Genomic DNA, 17,795 nt, shown 5'->3' with positions numbered 1-17,795 from the left:
CGGTATTAATCAAGAAATAAGCTCAGCTTAATTAAGCAGACTTCGGAAGGCCGTTCCTCCCGTCAGGACAGGAGCGGCCCTTCTGGCGTCAACAGAGGAGGAAACAACAGGTGAGCAAGCTTTGGGGCGGACGTTTTACCAAAGGAACAAATAAGCTGGTGGAGGAATATACGGCTTCCATCGGGTTCGATAAGGCTTTGGCCGAAGAGGATGTGCAGGGCAGTCTGGCCCATGTCACAATGCTGGGCAAATGCGGAATTCTGCCGCAGGACGATGTAGAAACGATCAAGGCGGGTCTGAATAAGGTGCTGGATAAGGTTCGGGCGGGAGAAATTGTTTTTTCCGTAGCAGATGAAGACATTCATATGAATATTGAAAAGAACCTGATTGAGGAAATCGGTCCGGTCGGCGGGAAGCTGCACACCGGACGTAGCCGTAACGATCAGGTGGCGACCGACATGCATCTATACCTGCGTAATCGGGTGGTAGAGCTGGTCGGGCTGCTGCATGAGCTGCAGGAAGCGCTGATTGGTCAAGCGAAGGATAATGTGGAGACGATTGTTCCCGGTTATACGCATTTGCAGCGGGCACAGCCAATCCTGTTCGCCCACCATCTGCTGGCTTATGTGTCGATGTTCCGCCGGGATGCGGAGCGCCTGACGGACAGCTACAAGCGGATCAATGTGCTGCCGCTGGGAGCGGGCGCGCTGGCGGGGACCACGTTCCCGATTGACCGCCATTTTGTAGCGGAACAGCTTGGCTTCGACAGTGTGTACGAGAACAGCCTGGATGCAGTCAGCGACCGTGACTTTATCGTGGAGTTTCTGGCGAACGCCTCGCTGATCATGACCCATCTGTCCCGGCTCAGTGAGGAGCTGGTGCTGTGGAGCAGCACAGAATTCAGCTTCGTGGAGCTGGATGATGCCTTCTGTACCGGCAGCAGCATTATGCCCCAGAAGAAGAACCCGGATGTACCGGAACTGGTGCGGGGCAAAACCGGCCGAGTCTACGGCAACCTGATTGGCCTCCTGACCGTACTGAAGTCGCTGCCGCTGGCTTACAACAAGGATATGCAGGAAGACAAGGAAGGCATGTTCGACACAGTAGCCACTCTTACAGGGGCGCTGCAGCTGTTTGCACCGATGATCTCCACCATGAAGGTGAACAAGGGGCGGATGCGTGAAGCGGTGAATACCGATTTCTCCAACGCGACCGATATTGCAGACTTCCTGGTCGGTAAAGGCTTGCCTTTCCGCCAGGCCCATGAAGTCATTGGCAAAACCGTACTGTTCTGCATTAACGAGGGGAAATTCCTGCTCGATCTGACACTGGAGGAATTCAAGCAATTCTCGCCGCTGTTCGACGAGCAGATCTATGCAGTCCTGCAGCCGGAAGCGGTGGTGGATGCGCGCAACGTGTACGGAGGCACAGCCACTGTGCAGGTGAAGGCAGCGATTGAACGGGCAGAGGCTTCCTTGCTTGAGGCCAATAAATGGGTAGCGCAGCATGGGAACGCGCTGAATAGTTAACTTTAGGCCAACGCATCATCGAAAGAGCTTAAATCAAGAAAGACTGTCTTCAAGCCGTATCTTAGATGCGGGAGGACAGTCTTTTTTCTATGCTAGGGAAAAACTCTGTATTGGCAATGAAAAGCCTATTTAGATAATGGCAGCCAGGCCAGCACATCGCGGATCTTGGTATCCCAGTAGCCCCATTCATGTTCGCCCGGGCCTTCCTCATAAGTTAGGGGCAATGAGGTCTTGCTGCAGGCTTCACGGAAGGCCTGATTATCCTCGTACAGGAAATCCTCGGTGCCGCAGCATTGGTAGAGCAGCGGTTTGGGTCCCTTCGAGCCGTCAACTTCTTGAAGCAGCCACAATAAGTCATCCGGAGTGCCTGCGATGTCTTTCTTGCCAAAGATCAGTTCGTACTCTTCACTTTTCTTCGAGGCATCTTCCCAGTTCAAGAAATGATGGGCCATATCGAGTGCCCCCGACAGACTTGCAGCAGCGGCAAAAACCTCCGGCTTGCGCAGCCCCAGCTTGATCGCCCCATAACCGCCCATCGACAGGCCGGCCACGAAGTTATCCTCACGTTTCGCTGACAACGGAAAAAAGGAGCGCGCCAGCGCAGGCAGTTCCTCACTGATAAACGTCCAGTAATTGCCCCCTGAGGCCATATCTGTGTAAAAGCTGCGATGTACCTGCGGCATAACCACAGCAATCCCCAGTTTCGCAACATACCGTTCGATTGAAGTCCGGCGCAGCCAGATAGAGTCATCATCAGACAAGCCATGCAGCAAAAACAGCGTCGGATGAAGATCACCCCGTTTTACATTGCTGAGCCCGATCTGTGTAGTGGTTTGCTGCGGCAAAATGACAGTCATCGAAGTGTTCAGTCCCAATACTTCCGAATAAAATTTGCATTCTATTAAAGCCATTTATTCACTCCTCCTCTCAGCCAAATATAGCACAATGCAAATCCGATATACATCCTCGGCGGAGTTTTTTTGTGCTTGCCGGACATCAATCCGTTTTCATAAGAAGAGGGATTGGGTATTTTAGCTTACGGGACACCGTAAGCTATAAAGTAGCTATCGCTGCAATGGAAGCATTTGAGCACTGCTGATTTTTAAAGACAATGAAGGAGGCGTTTAAAGGATGAACAAGAAGTGGATGATCGGTTCGTTAGCTCTCTCCCTGGGGCTGATGTCTGCGGGAAGCGGGGCACTGGCGGCTTCACTGCCGCTCCCGAATACGGGAGTAAAAAGCGTGGCCGCAGTGGCACCGGGCAAAGAGGGGCCGGTACTGATCAATAATTTGACAGTCAATAGCGTGGTTCCGCTGGTGGCCCATGCCAAAGCTTTGTATACGTATACGCATCGCGGAGGAAGTTCATATATGCCGGAGCTATTTCATTATAATGCTATGGAATACCGGTATCTTTCCAGTGATCTCGGAACGAAGCAGAAGCTGCTCAGTTACATAAAACGTGCGTATACCCACAAGGCCGCAGCTTATTATGTACAAAATCAATTTCTTGAGTATAAGGGGAGAATGGCGCAGGTGAATGCCGACATGGGCAATTCACTGCAATATGAGAAGGCCAAGGCCAGAATGGTTTCCAAAACCACAACCTCAGCAGTGTTCGAGCTTACTGTGCCTTATCCAGAGGGCCAGGGCCCGACAGAAAATGTAGTCGTCGAACTGAAAAAAGTGAACGGGTACTGGAGGATTGACACGTCACCGGACATTCTTTTCTAAGAGGCAGTGAGTGGGTTTGCTATTCGGGCTGAGGTAGATCTGAAGGGTAGACAACACCGGCGAACTTGCCGTTGCTTGTAATAATAATGCAATCATTTCTCATAGGCTCGGGGCGGTTCATTGCTTCAGTCCGCACGTTGGCCGGGGAGGCGGAGAGGTCTGCAATCAGCGGCTTGCGGTTCATCAGCTTGGTTATAGATTCTCTGTAGAAATGATCCATGCCCAAACGTCCGGTGGCTTTCAAAAAGAAGCGCTCGCACATCAGCAGGCCAACAGGTTCATTCACGGAATTGCAGACGACGATACATTTGGATTCCGGATGCTGAAACATCACACGCAGCGTTTCACGGCAGGTGCGCGAGGCGTAGACGGCAGGAGCGCTGCGGACGACGGAGGGAATTCCGGATACAAGTATTGTGCTCATAATAATTCATCCTTTCAGATGCTAGTTTACTGTCAGTGTAACGTCATATCATTAACTGCGGTGGCGCTGTAGATTATCAGAGTGTAAAATGGATATATACACTTGTGAAACTTATACTTATATTGCCCAAAAAGACGGTCAGAGCATCCGCTGCTGACCGTCTTTTTCGAATTTCCGGAATGCCTGCCAGTAAAGGGAAGGCTCACTGCTGCCCACTGCTGCGTATGCCATCCTCAACCAGTTGTTTTTTGGGCGATTCCGGCAGGGTGGACCTGCTCATGCCGCCGCGGTTGATGGCGATGACCCGTTTTTGCGCCGGATAGACATCGCGTGAGAGCTTTGTCTTCTCTACGGCCTTGCCGTCCTCATAGCGGGTAATATAGGTCTCAACCACATAGCCGGTTTTACCGTTATGCAGTACCCGTGTTCCGCCGGGAGGCAGCGAGGAGTCGCCTACATATTTATCGGTTAGCGGCAGCACCTCCACGGTCTGGGAGTGGACAGCATAGGTAACGTTCTTGGGGAACGTTCCGAACAGCTTTACAGTTAAGGTGCGCCCCTGTACCGCAGCTTTAATAATCAAGTATTTACCAGTGTTGTTGCGGAAGCGGAAATTGATGTAGCCCTGGGCGAAAGTTGCATCCTGTCCCTTGGGCAGATAGCTGACCGGCAGCGAATGATTGCGCCGCTCCACAATTTCCAGCCCCGAGCGGAGTGCTGCGTTGTAGAGGGTGCTGGAGACCTGGCAGATTCCACCGCCAGTACCGGGCTGCAGCTTTCCGTTCACAATGACCGGTGCTTCACGGAAGCCGTATTCAACCTGAGCTTTTTCAATCGCTTTACCGTAATCGAACACAGCGCCCGGCGGGAGCATTGTGCCGTTAACGGCTTTGGCGGCGGCTTCTACGTTAAAGGACCGCCCGGGTCCGCTTGTACCGAGTGAAGTGCTGAATTGGGTGATTTTCCGTTCAATCCCCTGGTCTTTCAAAGCCCTAAGTGTGACTGCAGGTTCCTGGACGGCCAACGGCACTTCAAGAGTGATCCCTTTGCCCTGCAAAGAATCTACGGTACTGAGTCTGGTTGGCAGGGCTGCCTGGAGGGCAAGCTCCAGTCCGTGCCAATCCACCTCGTAGGAGGTCTTCTCTGGTGTATAGACTACCCGGTCATCTTCAGTAATCCGCCGCGTGGCGTCAACGGGAATGCCAAAAGACTCTCTTTCCCAGGCCGGGCTTAAGCTGTTCTGGAGCTGGCTGATCTCCAGATGGGCACCGAAGCTCCAGCTGCGGGGGAAACTCCGGCGGGCACGCACCCGGTCCAAGAGTTTTCCGTCTGTCAGCTCCTTCAGTCCCCGGAGGAAATGTTCCGCTTCGTAGGTCATTCCCGCTTGCTTCAGCGTGAGGGTCAACTCCGTATTACCCTCCGCCTTCAGGATAAGAGGGACCGCCTCCAGCGCCTCCAGCCGCGCATTTAATCCGTTGCGGACCTCGCCGATGTCCATTCCGCCGATGTTCCAGCCTGCCAAATGGGTGTCCTTCGGAATGGTTTTCTGGCTCCCATATAAATGAAGCGCTCCGGCGAAAAGAGAACCGGCAAGGATGAGCCCGGTCAGAGCGATAAGCGCAGCGTGGATTTTTTTCATGAAAATTCTCCTTCTGGGGGCGGATTGGCGCTTGAAGCGGCGCGGGCCATAGTAACAATGCTATGTAGTAACAATGCTTAAAGAACGGTTTCTGCAACCGATATATATGTACAGGGGACAACAATCACGCTTTTATATATGTATATGTGCGGCTCCGGCAAAACTTTCGGGTACTCAATCGGTTACGGATTTGTTACAATAGATACGCCTGCGATAATAATGCAGTTTATGGAAGCTCCCGCTGTTTACTGTCGAAAGGCAGGAGCCGGAGCAATATGTCAGAATCGGGAAGTGATAAGATGATCGAAATGCAGGACGTATGGAAGACCTACCCGAACGGAACCCATGCCCTTCAAGGTGTATCCGTTAAGATCGATCGTAATGAATTTGTTTATATCGTCGGACCGTCCGGCGCAGGGAAATCAACGTTCATGAAATTAATTTATAGAGAAGAAACACCGACCAAAGGACAGATATCTGTAGGCGGGTTTAATATAGGTAAGCTTAAGCCGCGCAAGATCCCTTATGTCCGCCGTAATATCGGCGTTGTATTTCAGGATTTTCGCCTGCTGCCCAGGCTGACAGCATACGAGAATGTCGCTTTTGCTATGGAGGTTATTGAAGCACCGAAGAAGATCATTAAGAAGCGTGTCAATGAAGTGCTCGACCTGGTAGGTCTCCGCAGCAAAGCGGGCCGTGAGCCGTCGCAGCTGTCGGGCGGGGAGCAGCAGCGGATCGCGATTGCCCGGGCCATCGTCAACAATCCTTCTGTTATTATTGCGGACGAGCCCACCGGCAATCTGGATCCCGAGACCTCATGGGGAATTATGCAGCTTCTTGACGAGATTAATTTTCGCGGCACAACCATTGTCATGGCTACCCACAACAGAGATATAGTCAACAAAATGCGCAAGCGGGTGCTGGCTATAGAGAACGGTAACATTGTTCGAGACCAGGTGAGAGGGGAATACGGTTATGAGTTTTAAGACCTTCTTGCGGCATGTGCGGGAAGGCTTCAAAAACGTATTCCGCAACGGTTGGATGTCGGTGGCTTCCATCACGTCCATTGTCGTCTCTCTCTTCGTCCTAGGCGTATTTATATTGCTGGTGCTTAATGTTAATTCCGTAGCAGACAAGGCGGACAGCCAGGTGCAGATCAATGTGCATTTAGCGCTGAATACGGATCAGAAGATGCGTGAAACGGTGGAGAACGAAATCGGCAGCATGCCGGAAGTCAGCAAGGTTGAGTTCGTCTCCAAGGAGCAGGGGCTAAAGGAATTCCGCGAAGATATGGGCCCGGATGCCGCCGAGCTTTTGGAAGGTTTTGATGTAGACAATAATCCGCTGCCGGACAAGCTGCTGGTGGAAGTTATCGAACCAACAACCGTTCCTTTTGTCTCCGAAAAGATTGAAGCACTCAACAAGACCCATAAAGAGCAGCCAATCTTTAAAGTTAACTACGGCAAAGGATCGGTAGAGACGCTGTTCAAAGTAACGCGTGCAGTACGCAACATCGGCTTTATTTTTGTGGCAGGACTTGCGCTGATGTCGATGTTCCTGATCTCCAATACGATCCGGGTGACCATTCTTGCCCGCCGCAAGGAGATTGGCATTATGAAGCTGGTGGGTGCGACGAATTATTTTATCCGCTGGCCGTTCTTTATTGAAGGTGCGCTTATTGGCCTGATCGGATCACTGGTCACTTCAGGTGCTCTCTACGTTGGTTACAGCAGTCTGGTGTCTTCCGTACAGGGAGATCCGATGCTTGGGCTGAAACTTGTTCCCTTTGAGGATATTTGGTTGATGCTCTGCGGGCTGCTGGTTGGCCTGGGAGTGCTGATTGGTGTGTGGGGAAGTACCGTGTCGATCCGCAAGTTTTTGAAAGTATAAGTCTTCATTCAATACTACTGAAATTTCGAAATGATATATATTTGAGAATAAAGGATGGGGAGTGCGATTTGAAGAAGATTGCCGCCGGATTAGCCGCTGCACTGCTGGTTGTCACTTTAGTAGGACCCTCTGACGGATATGCCAAGAAGACAAGTGTCGCTGAAATTGACAAGCAATTGAAGAAGCTGCAGCAAGAGGTGCAGACGGCCAAGGCTGCACAGGAAAAAGCGGAATCACGCAATCAGGAAGCCCAGCACTATAAGAACAAGACAACGCTTAATCTCCAGCTTGTGCTGGAGCAAATAGATCAAGTGAAAGGCGAAATGAAGACCACCTCCGGCAAAATCGCCAGCACCGAAGAGTCGCTTAATGTTACCGCGGCCGAGCTGGATGAAGCAGAAGCGCGTGTAGCTTCCCGGGAGAAATTACTGGAATCTCGCGTTCGGCTGATGTATACAGATGGGGCGGTATCGTACCTTGATGTGCTGCTGTCTTCAAAGAGCTTTGCGGATTTTCTCGACCGGGCCGATTCGCTGAAGATGATTGTGGATCAGGATCAGGATTTGCTGGTGCAGCACAAATTGGACAAGCAGACCGTTATTGTGAAGAAGCAGGAGCTTGAAGGGCAATATGCCCAGGCCAAGCAGCTGTACACGAATCTTGAATCCCAGCGCAGCGTGCTTAAGGAAAGGGAAGCGCAGAGACAGGAACTTATCGCTTATTATGACAAGGAAATACAAGATACGGATGATATCAGTGAAGAGCAGAATGCTAAGCTAGTGCAGCTTGCCAGTGAACGTTCCGCTTTGGAAGTGCAGAAGGATAAGATTAAGGCTGAAGAAGCGGCACGCAGGGCAGCAGCAGCGAAAGCGGAGGCGGCCCGCAGAGCGGCGGCAGCGGCAGCTAGAGCGAAGGAGGCTGCGAGCGCTAGCAGCTCCAGTTCCGATTCGATTTCCAGTTCGAGTTCTTCGGAATATGTTGGAGGCAGTGGTCCTTTCCTGATGCCGGTAGGCCAGGCGCGTATTTCTTCTCCTTTTGGTCCGCGTACCCATCCGGTTACGGGAGAGGTCGGTAAAATGCATACGGGTGTGGATTTTGCAGTTCCGCAGGGAACAAGCATCCATGCAGCGGATTCCGGCACCGTTATTATTGCAGAATGGTGGAGCGGTTACGGAAACTGTGTAATTATTGACCACGGCGGCGGTGTCTGGACACTGTATGGGCATATCCGCGAAGGCGGCATTAAAGTGAGAGCAGGCGAAAAGGTAGAACGAGGCCAAGTGATTGCTGAATCGGGATCGACAGGGCGTTCAACGGGGCCCCATCTGCATTTTGAAGTCCGGATTGATCAAAAAGCGGTTAATCCAATGCCTTATCTCTAATTTTTAGCACTAATAAATATAAATTCGTTATACGGCATATACTGGGAGAGATACCGTTCTTTCCTGGACGGACTAATGTGGGTTTTACGAGATGGACAAGAAGGGACGGTGGGAACGTTATGTTAAAGAAAAGCACAGCGGCCTTTATGATCGTCGCCGCCTTGCTGTGCGGCAGCCTGCTGACCTTGGGCGTAACCGGATATGTGCAAGTATTTGGACAAGCCGCAGGCGAAGGCCTGGCGGCGTCGGTGCGGCCGACCGGTGGCCTGGAGGACAAGGAGTCACAGAAGCTTGGAACCGCTCTGAGTTTGATTGAGGGCAATTATTACGAGACTGTGGACCGGGAAAAGCTGATAGATGGTGCGGTCAACGGTATGATGGAAGCCCTGGGCGACCCTTATTCCAACTATATGGGCAAGGAAACGGCAGAGAAGTTCGAGGAGAGTATCGAAGGCTCCTTCTCGGGAATCGGTGCGGAGGTTTCCTCGGACAACGGCAAGGTCGTGGTGGTGTCCCCGATTAAGGGCTCACCTGCCGAAAAAGCCGGAATTCAGGCCAAGGATGTTATCCTGTCGGTGAACGGAGAATCGCTGGAGGGGTTGGAGCTGAATGCGGCTGTAGCCAAGATACGCGGCCCGAAAGGCAGCGAAGCCACGCTGCAAATCCAGCGGGCAGGTTCTGCAGTGCCGCTGAAATTTGTAATTACCCGTGCTGACGTGAAGCTGGAGACTGTGTATGCGACCATGGAGAAGAACGGGGTGGGTGTTATCGAAGTGACCCAGTTCTCCATGAATACCGCCGAACGCTTCAAGACAGAGCTGGCTAATCTGGAGAAGCAGGGCATGAAGGGACTTGTCCTTGATGTCCGCAACGATCCCGGGGGTGTGCTGCAAAGAGTCATTGAGATGGCAGAGCAGTTCGTACCGTCCGGCAAAACGATTGTCCAGGTCGAGAATAAGGACAAAACGCGCGAGGTCAGTACCTCAAAGGGCTCAAGCAAGAAATACCCGGTAGTCGTGCTGATGAACAAAGGCAGCGCAAGCGCATCGGAGATTCTTGCCGGGGCATTGCAGCAATCGGCCGGGGCTAAGCTGATCGGTGAGAATTCATTCGGCAAGGGCACGGTGCAGACCAGTTTTGAAAAGGAGCTTGGCGATGGCAGTTTGCTCAAGATTACCATTGCCAAGTGGCTGACGCCGGATGGCACATGGATTCACGGCAAGGGAATTAAGCCGGATATCGCCGTAGCCCAGCCTGATTACTTCTCGGTGGCACCTATTAACAAAAGTGCCACACTGCAATTCAATATGAACAGTTCCGATGTGAAAAGCGCACAGACGATGCTGGAGGGTCTGGGCTACAAGCCGGGCCGCAAGGATGGATATTTTGATGCAGGCACGAAGGAAGCAGTCAAGAAATTCCAAAGCACGGCAAAGCTGAAAGCGACGGGTGTCATTGACGCCAAGACTGCAGAAGCTATGGAGCTGGCGCTGATCAAGGTTATTCAGGACCCGGTCAATGATAACCAGCGGAACAAGGCAATCGAAGAGATTCAGAAGGAAATCAAGGCAACAGCGTCGAAAAAGTAAGAAGGCTGAATTTAGCCTTCTTTTTTTCTATGACGGGTAGACGATAGTGGATTACACTGCAATAGGAGTCAAGCCAGGGAGATAAGGAGTGTGACGAACGCATTGAATGTGATGACGGAACTGCTTACAAGCTGGGGGAATGCGGTCATACATCTGCTTCTTCAGCCTTACTACTATATCGCACTAATATTTATAGCACTGTATTACCGCAGGCAGGTTGCACTGGAGCGGAAGCTGATTCATGTGAAGCAGCATAGCTGGGGGAAGGAAACATGGCGGACGATCTGGAGCGGGCTGGTCATGGGGCTGCTTGTCTCGCTTGCCGCGATCGCCCTGGGCATTTCACTGCCCGGGGCTGCGGTAGCTCTCATCTGGGTGGTCAGTCTGGTATTGATGTTGTTCCGTGTGCGTTTTTTATGCTTCGCCTATTCCATAGGCTTGCTGGGAGTTGCGCAATTTGTGCTTTCTTTCTTCCCGGATAGCCTGCAGAGCGGAGGCGTAAGCACCTTCGCCACGGCGCTGCGGGATATGGATATCCCGGCGCTGCTGGTGCTGGCCGCGTTGCTTCATCTCGCGGAGGCGCTGCTGGCGCGCTGGCAGGGCGCGCGCCTGGCAACCCCGCTCTTCCTGGCAGGGAAGCGCGGCAAGGTCGTCGGCGGCTATCAGCTGCAAGCCTTCTGGCCGCTGCCGTTGTTCCTGCTGATTCCCTCAGGCACGGGAATCGGCGACCTGCCCTGGCAGCCGCTGCTGGGCGGCGGCCTTGGGCTGGTCTCGCTGCCGGTGATCATCGGCTTCAGCGAGATGACCCAGAGCATGCTGCCCGGGCGCAAGGCGGCCCGCACGGCAGGACGGCTGCTGCTATACAGCATCGTCCTGCTGGGCATCAGCCTGCTTGCGGCCTGGTGGAGCCCGCTGACCGTGCTCGCGGCGCTCGCCGCTGTTCTGCTGCACGAAGGCTTAAGCTGGTACAGCGCTCTGGAGGAGCGCAGTACCAGTCCCATCTTCGTGCATCCCCCGGCCGGCCGCAAGGTGCTTGCCGTGCTGCCGGACAGCCCCGCGCAGGAGATGGGCATCCTGCCGGGCGAGATTCTGCTGAAGGTCAACGGGGTCCTGTTGACCGAAGCGGCGCAGCTGCATGAAGCGCTGCGCATGAACCCGGCGTTCTGCAAGCTGGAGGTAAAGAACCGGGAAGGCGAGAGCAAATATCTGCAGCGGGCAATATATGACGGCGACCATCACCAGCTCGGGATGATTTTGGTGCCGGAGCCGGATGAATTGCGTACTGCTGAGGCCAAACCTTCCAGCATCTTCAGCATCATCGGGATGAAGACCGGAACCCGTCGCCGCAGCCTTCCGGCAGATGGACTCAAGCGGACCCAACCTGCCGGTGCTGAACCCAAACAGGAAAACGCCGGAGGCTGATCCTGCTGCAGTATTCGTAAGTGGATTCCATCCACACACATCAACTAAACCAATAAAAGGCCTGCATTCCCGCTAACTGCGGGAGGCAGGCCTTTTTCTAACTGAGTGAATCTATGTATTCCAATCCGTAGAGAAACCGGGAGCGCCTTTCTGTCCGTGAACTACTTCCCCGTTCCACAACCGTTCTCTTTAACGTAATTCCGGCTGGCCATCACTTCTCCTGCTGGTTTTTCAAATAGAATATCGCAATCTGTGTCCGGTCACGCAGTCCGAGCTTACTGAGAATATCGGTAATGTAGTTTTTTACGGTACCTTCACTCAAGTACAGCTTGGCGGCAATTTCTTTATTGGTAAGACCTTCGGCAATGGAAGCGACGACGGCCAGCTCTGCTTTGGTTAAGCCGAAGGATTCCAGCGGCTGGCCCTGTGCGGACACTGTACGTGAGGCGGGCTGCAGAAAGCCGGCCATTTTGCGTGCGATGTCGGGATGGATCAGCATGTTGCCTTCATGCACCGTCTTAATGCCCTGGATGATGCGGTCCGGCGGGATGTTCTTGAGCAGATAGCCGCTGGCGCCGTTACGGAGTGCCTCAATGATATATTCATCATCATCAAAGGTGGTCAGCATGAGCACGGAGATATTGGGATAAGTCTCCTTGACGAGACGGGTGCCCTCCACGCCGGAGCAATTCGGCATTCGGATATCCATTAATACCACATCTGTTTGCGGCAGCGACTGCAGCAAGGCTAATACTTCATTGCCATCGCCTGCTGCACCAACAACCGCAATGTCGGGGTCCAGTCCTACCAGCACTTTTAGGCTTTCACGGATAAAAGAGTCATCGTCAACAATTACTACATTAATCATAGCGGGAAAACTCCTTATCTCTAATTTTTGATCACTTGCTGCACCTACGGTTCTTCATGCAACGTTACCTAATCTCCGCCTGCCTATAAACCGGCAGACGGGTAATTGCGGTGAATTGCGGCTCCGTACGCAGCTCCAGTGTTCCGCCGATCAGGTTTGTCCGCTCGGTCATGCCTTTCAGGCCCATGCCGCCGCTGCCCTGCATTCTTCGCAGCTGGTCGCCTTCGGGCACTTTGCCGTTGTTGCCAACCTCCATCACAACCTCTTGCTCACTATAGGACAGTGTGATCCATACTGCCGCTGCTTTTCCGTGCCTTAGGGCGTTTGTGATGGCCTCCTGGGCATTTCTATAAAGTACGACCTGGGTACTTGGATACAGCGGATAAGGATACCCATGTATGGAATACGTGGTTTCAATCCCTGTATCCCGCCCGGTTTCTTCCAGCAGGCGGTCCAGGGCATAAGCCCCTTCAAGCTGTGGCGCAACATTAATCCGTCTTACGGCAGCTCGCATATCGTCCATGCTTGCCGCGAGCTGATCGCGGATCTGGTCCATCATCTTCATTCCGGATTCAGGAGCAGCCGGCAAGGTATGAATGGCAGCTTCAACCATCATTTTGACCCGGATCAGCCTGTGGCCGATATCATCATGAAGCTGGCGGGAAATCCGTACCCGTTCCTCCGATTGTGCGGCATTCTCTACCTGAGAGGTGAACTGCAGCAGCCGGCTACGGGCTTCTTCCAGCTCAAAATGCTTGCGGCGCAGCTCATCATAGAGAAACTGCGTTTCCTCGCGGCCGCGGCCGGTCCGCAGGAGCAGTACATTGAGAAAAACAGCCAGCAGGAAGGTAAGATTCATCACTCCCCATTCGGCAGGTGTTGATTGACTGAAGGCGATATTCAGGACAGCCAGATGAACGTAGGTGAACACGACAGATACCGCCTTTGACTGTTGCCGTGAATAATGCAGCAGCGCCGAGATGGCCGGGAATATCATCAGCGTACCGTACTGGCGGCATAGCCAGGCCGTGAAGAGCAGTTCTATGCAGGACAGGAGCGGCAGTGATTTCGGCAGTCGGTACTCAAGCGTCACCACAAGCAGCAGCAGCAGGAAATGCAGGGTGAATAATTCATAGTCGGCATAGTCGTAGACATATATAGTGATCACCGCAGGGAGCAGAATGAGGCCGCAACGCAAAGAGTTCAGTTCTCTAATCAATAGAAGTCATCCTTTTTTCAATGGAATGCCCGAATCTATCATTCTATTTGTTCTTATGTTCATCTTAGCATATTCCCCGGCCATTTCAGGAGATGACTTTAGTCACCCCAGAAGATGACCTTTCGTACCTTCGGTGATGTTGTTGGCGCGTTACAATAAGAGCATAGAGATTGAGGAACAGGGGAGATGAAGAGATGACACTTGCGGTACTCAGTAATGTAGTGAAACGGTACGACCAGAAATTAACGGTAGATCATGTGAATCTGAGCATCGAGGAAGGCGAAATTTTCGGTTTGCTCGGCCCAAACGGCGCCGGGAAAAGCACAACCATCAGTATGATTTGCGGCTTGCTGAAGCCTGACGGCGGCGAGATTATCATCGACGGGCTGTCGGTGGCAGCAGCTCCGCTAGAGGTGAAAAAAAGAATAGGTCTGGTTCCGCAGGAACTGGCCTTGTATGAAACGATGACGGCTGAGGAAAATGTGAGATTTTTTGGCAAGCTGTATGGCCTGCGCGGCAAGCTGCTGAAAGAACGGGTGGAAGAGGCGCTGGAATTCACCGGACTAAGCGACCGGACGAAGGATAAACCGGCCACCTTCTCCGGGGGAATGAAACGGCGGCTGAACATTGCCTGCGCGATTATGCACCGCCCGAAGCTGATCATTATGGATGAGCCTACGGTAGGTATTGATCCCCAATCGCGGAATCATATCCTCGAGTCGGTCAAGACGCTGAACAAGCTGGGGTCGACCATCATTTACACCAGCCATTACATGGAGGAAGTCGAAGCGATTTGCGACCGTGTAGCAATCATGGATAAAGGTCATGTTATTGCCTGCGGCACAGAGAAAGAACTGCGGGAGAAGGTTGCCCATGAAGAAAAAATTGTCATCAAGGCTGTCAATATCTCGGCTGCCCTGATTAAAGAGCTTAGTCTTCACCCGAGGATTAACCGCGTCAAGGAAGTGGAGCAGGCGGTGGAGCTGTACCTTCCATCCTCACAGAGCGAGCTTCAGGACATTTTGTTTATCTTTTCCAAGCATGAGGGGGTCATTGTCTCCCTGCATATCGAAGAGCCGGATCTGGAGACGCTGTTTCTGAGCCTGACCGGACGGACCTTGCGCGATTAAAGGAGGGGGAACCTGAAATGAACATTTTGATAATTGCGGTGTACGAACTGCGCAGGCTGACCCGTTCACGGTGGGTGCTGATGACTTTGTTCCTGCTGCCGCTGGTGCTGATCTTCCTGCTTGGCGCGTCGCTCTCCGGGGTAGTAGGAGACAAAGAGGCTGAAACTATCGACCCGGTGAAGGTAGCTGTAGTGAATGCTGGGGGGACAGGAAGCTCCAAGATGATCAAGACTTTTCTGGATTCAGCCCAAGTTAAGGATTATATTATTCCCCAAGAGGCCAAAACCAGGCAGGAAGCAGAGAGCGGGCTGCGGTCCGGGATCTACGGCTATGCGGTGATTGTGCCGAAAGAATTTGACAGTGGAGTACAGCGCGGGGGAAAGGCTGAACTGGAGTTCATTCTTGGTAATGACCGGATGGATAACACCGTTGCTGGAACAGCCTTTGACAATTTTCTCAGCATCATGAATTACAAGCAGGCCGCAGCCATGACCCTAGGACCGGAAGCTGTTGGCGCCGGAGCTGATTCCCACCAAGAAGGGACAGCCGTAAAACTTGGCGATTTGAGTAATGGAGGAAGAACTTACACAGCCTCGCAATTTTATGCAGCCTCAATGCTGCTGATGTTTCTGCTGTATAGCGGCCTTACGGTGACTCATTCGCTGTTCAGCGAGAAGGACAATCACACGCTTTACAGAATCAACTCCATGCCGGTTAAAGGGTCGGATTTGTTTATAGGAAAAATGCTGGGCATTGCGATTGTCACCATGCTTCAATGTGCGGCCATCATTCTGTTGTCTCATTGGCTGTTCGGTGTGTATTGGGGCAATCGTCCGGGTCTGCTGGCGCTGTTCTGCCTGCTGATGATCCTCGCTTCCCTGACCTTTTCTGTAATTGCGTGCATGTTCAGCAAAAAAGAGACGGAAGCCACGAGTATCATCAATGTCATTACAGTAGGCATGACCTTTCTTAGCGGCGGCATGGCTCCGCTTCCTGATTCGTGGGTGAACAGTATTGGAGCGTTTACGCTAAATCATTGGACGCTGCAAGCCGTAATCCGAATGATGCTGCACTCAGATCTAGAGCAGATTCTGCCTAATTTATGGATGATGCTGCTGATCTGCCTGATTTTGTTCTGTGCGGCAATTCTCTCATACCGGAAGGTGGGATACCATGAATAACATATTTACGATTGGCTGGAATATGGTCAAGCGAACGATAGGTTCCCGCAAAGGGCTGCTGCTGTATATCCTGTTACCCTCTCTAGTGGTAGCTGGTATTGTCTCCGTTACCGGCGGTATGGAAGATAGCGAGGCGGTTCTGCTGTATACCAACAAGGATACTGGAGCAGCCGGGAATCATCTGATTGTTGAACTGGAGAATAGCGGGGATTACAAGCTTATCGAGCGCAGCGATGAGGCTGATTTGAAGGAAGGTGTCACCTCGCAGGACGGTGCGGCCGGATTGTGGATTCCGGAGGGCTTTACCTCGGGAATTCTGCAGGGGAAAGCGCCGCAGCTTACCGTATATGAGCTGAGGACGACAGAGGATTCTATACTAATCAAGATGAAAACCGATGCGATCGCTGTAGAAATGCTGTCAACCGCAGCAACGGTGAGAAAGGCTTCTGCAACCGGGAGTACGGATTCGGAGGAAAGATTCACCGCGATTCTGAAGCAGGCGGAAGAGCATAATGTAGGCAGTATCCGAACCGACTATAATCTGTATCCGCGGCAGACACTGGGTGTTATTACAGGTTTGACACTGATGTTTCTGATGAGCCTCGTGACCAGCAGCGTGTCGCTGATTATGGCAGACCGCAGGGGGCGGACAATGATGCGGATGTTCAGCGCACCGGTACGCTCCTATGAAATTGCGCTCGGCAATTTCCTCGGCAGCTCTATGGTAGGACTGATCCAGATCGCTGTTGTGCTATCGCTGGGTAAGTGGGTGCTCCGTTATGACTATGAGGTGCCGATGTATTTGTACTTTCTGGTCCTCGCTGCATTCATGCTCGTATCCATGGGAATCGCCGGGACGGTGGCAGGTCTGATCCGCAATCCGAACAATACCGGGACGCTGAATTCGCTGATCCTTACACCGACCTGCATGCTGGGCGGCTGCTTCTGGCCGCTGTCCATCATGCCGGATTACATGCAGAAGGCGGCTAATTTCATGCCGCAGAAATGGGCGATTCAAGCGGTGGACATTGCCGCAGCCGGTGGAGGCTGGGATGAGCTATGGCTGCCCTTTGCCATTCTGGGCCTGATGGCCGTTATTCTGCTGGCCATCGGCTCCGCGATTCTTCGCCCTAATGAAGCGGGAATCAAAGCGTAGGAAGAATGAACTGTAACACAAAGCCTTTATTTCTCACAGCAGCAGAAGAGGACTGCTGCTGGCGGGGGATAAAGGCTCTTCGTTCTAAATAATCCTTTGATTACCCAATATTCCCCATGAAAAGAGTTGCTAAAGTTATGATGGAAGCGGTATCATTAAATATTGCGAAGCATGTTTTATCCGTAGTTCACTCAATGAAGTAATGCTAACAAAACTTAAGTGTATGCTTTCCAAGTGAGTTTTGTACGAAGTGGATTCAACGAAGTAATGCTAACAAAACATTTAGGAGGTCGGGAAGATGAGCAGTAACAAGTTGGCTTGGACCTGGAAGGTGAAGGAAGAGGACCTGGAGGAATATGTGCAGATGCACCTGAACCCTTGGCCGGAAATCCTTGAGGAGCACAGCAAAGCAGGAATCAGCAATTATTCGATCTTTCAGAACGGTAATCAGTTCTTCTACTGCTTCGAATGTGAAGACAAAGAGGCGGCTTTTGCCTACATTGCCCAGAGCGATGCCTGCAACCGGTGGAACGCCATTACCTCTAAAATGGTTGAGGGCTCCTTTGATTTTAACGAAGCAACACCGATGGAACCGCTCCGCGAGGTATTTTATTTGAAATAGTACGGTTGCT

The 17,795-nt window shown here is 52.3% G+C and carries 16 protein-coding genes; 11 read left to right on the top strand and 5 right to left on the bottom strand.

Going from position 1 to position 17,795, the window contains the following annotated elements; genetic code table 11:
* Positions 1 to 110: 110 nt before the first annotated feature.
* Complete coding sequence (gene argH, locus NST07_RS31480) at positions 111 to 1,529, top strand: argininosuccinate lyase (RefSeq protein WP_341096740.1); 1,419 nt, start codon at positions 111 to 113, stop codon at positions 1,527 to 1,529.
* 125 nt (positions 1,530 to 1,654) lie between these two features.
* On the opposite strand, the gene NST07_RS31475 is transcribed toward argH, so the two are convergent.
* The gene (locus NST07_RS31475; protein ID WP_341096739.1) at positions 1,655 to 2,440 is read right to left on the bottom strand and encodes an alpha/beta hydrolase family protein; all 786 of its coding nucleotides are present in this window, start codon (positions 2,438 to 2,440) and stop codon (positions 1,655 to 1,657) included.
* A 220-nt stretch (positions 2,441 to 2,660) separates the two neighbouring features.
* Between NST07_RS31475 and NST07_RS31470 the strand changes: the two genes are divergently transcribed.
* The gene (locus tag NST07_RS31470; protein ID WP_341096737.1) at positions 2,661 to 3,263 is read left to right on the top strand and encodes a DL-endopeptidase inhibitor IseA family protein; all 603 of its coding nucleotides are present in this window, start codon (positions 2,661 to 2,663) and stop codon (positions 3,261 to 3,263) included.
* Between the two features lie 19 nt (positions 3,264 to 3,282).
* Here NST07_RS31470 and NST07_RS31465 read toward each other — a convergent pair whose 3' ends face one another.
* Positions 3,283 to 3,687 carry a hypothetical protein gene (locus tag NST07_RS31465; RefSeq protein WP_342480731.1) on the bottom strand — a complete coding sequence of 135 codons (405 nt, stop codon included), beginning with the start codon at positions 3,685 to 3,687 and terminating at the stop codon, positions 3,283 to 3,285.
* A gap of 202 nt (positions 3,688 to 3,889) precedes the next feature.
* Positions 3,890 to 5,326 carry a VanW family protein gene (locus tag NST07_RS31460; RefSeq protein WP_342480730.1) on the bottom strand — a complete coding sequence of 479 codons (1,437 nt, stop codon included), beginning with the start codon at positions 5,324 to 5,326 and terminating at the stop codon, positions 3,890 to 3,892.
* A 299-nt stretch (positions 5,327 to 5,625) separates the two neighbouring features.
* Here NST07_RS31460 and ftsE point away from each other — a divergent pair, with 299 nt between their 5' ends.
* The 5 genes from ftsE (at position 5,626) to NST07_RS31435 (ending at position 11,609) form a co-directional block, all read left to right on the top strand.
* Positions 5,626 to 6,312, top strand: coding sequence for a cell division ATP-binding protein FtsE (gene ftsE, locus NST07_RS31455; protein WP_038600957.1), 687 nt, complete (start codon positions 5,626 to 5,628; stop codon positions 6,310 to 6,312).
* Positions 6,302 to 7,216, top strand: a complete 915-nt coding sequence (ftsX, locus tag NST07_RS31450; protein ID WP_341096733.1) for a permease-like cell division protein FtsX — start codon at positions 6,302 to 6,304, stop codon at positions 7,214 to 7,216. The genes ftsE and ftsX overlap by 11 nt, the downstream gene beginning before the upstream one ends.
* A 68-nt stretch (positions 7,217 to 7,284) precedes the next feature.
* Positions 7,285 to 8,598: a peptidoglycan DD-metalloendopeptidase family protein gene (locus NST07_RS31445; protein ID WP_342480729.1), complete on the top strand. Its 1,314-nt coding sequence runs from the start codon at positions 7,285 to 7,287 to the stop codon at positions 8,596 to 8,598.
* A gap of 119 nt (positions 8,599 to 8,717) precedes the next feature.
* Positions 8,718 to 10,187 (top strand): S41 family peptidase, encoded by a 1,470-nt coding sequence (locus tag NST07_RS31440; protein ID WP_341379976.1) that lies wholly within the window; start codon positions 8,718 to 8,720, stop codon positions 10,185 to 10,187.
* A 111-nt stretch (positions 10,188 to 10,298) separates the two neighbouring features.
* On the top strand, positions 10,299 to 11,609 hold the full coding sequence (locus NST07_RS31435) for a PDZ domain-containing protein (protein WP_341097801.1): 1,311 nt from the start codon (positions 10,299 to 10,301) through the stop codon (positions 11,607 to 11,609).
* A gap of 211 nt (positions 11,610 to 11,820) precedes the next feature.
* Here NST07_RS31435 and NST07_RS31430 read toward each other — a convergent pair whose 3' ends face one another.
* The gene (locus NST07_RS31430; protein WP_341096728.1) at positions 11,821 to 12,477 is read right to left on the bottom strand and encodes a response regulator transcription factor; all 657 of its coding nucleotides are present in this window, start codon (positions 12,475 to 12,477) and stop codon (positions 11,821 to 11,823) included.
* A gap of 64 nt (positions 12,478 to 12,541) precedes the next feature.
* Positions 12,542 to 13,696 carry a sensor histidine kinase gene (locus NST07_RS31425; RefSeq protein ID WP_341096727.1) on the bottom strand — a complete coding sequence of 385 codons (1,155 nt, stop codon included), beginning with the start codon at positions 13,694 to 13,696 and terminating at the stop codon, positions 12,542 to 12,544.
* 194 nt (positions 13,697 to 13,890) lie between these two features.
* Here NST07_RS31425 and NST07_RS31420 point away from each other — a divergent pair, with 194 nt between their 5' ends.
* From NST07_RS31420 to NST07_RS31405, 4 genes are all read left to right on the top strand, one after another.
* Positions 13,891 to 14,826, top strand: a complete 936-nt coding sequence (locus NST07_RS31420; protein ID WP_341096725.1) for an ABC transporter ATP-binding protein — start codon at positions 13,891 to 13,893, stop codon at positions 14,824 to 14,826.
* Between the two features lie 17 nt (positions 14,827 to 14,843).
* On the top strand, positions 14,844 to 16,007 hold the full coding sequence (locus NST07_RS31415; RefSeq protein ID WP_341379974.1) for an ABC transporter permease: 1,164 nt from the start codon (positions 14,844 to 14,846) through the stop codon (positions 16,005 to 16,007).
* Positions 16,000 to 17,163: an ABC transporter permease gene (locus tag NST07_RS31410; protein ID WP_342480728.1), complete on the top strand. Its 1,164-nt coding sequence runs from the start codon at positions 16,000 to 16,002 to the stop codon at positions 17,161 to 17,163. Before NST07_RS31415 ends, NST07_RS31410 begins: the two co-directional genes overlap by 8 nt.
* 298 nt (positions 17,164 to 17,461) lie before the next feature.
* Entirely contained in the window at positions 17,462 to 17,785 is a 324-nt protein-coding gene (locus tag NST07_RS31405) for an L-rhamnose mutarotase (RefSeq protein ID WP_341096720.1), read from the top strand.
* The last annotated feature ends 10 nt before the right edge of the window (positions 17,786 to 17,795 follow it).

Source organism: Paenibacillus sp. FSL L8-0340, from assembly GCF_038593145.1.
Classification (GTDB): Bacteria; Bacillota; Bacilli; order Paenibacillales; family Paenibacillaceae; genus Paenibacillus_AQ.
The sequence above is the reverse complement of the archived record's forward strand: the minus strand, read 5'-3'. Positions and strand labels throughout refer to the sequence as shown.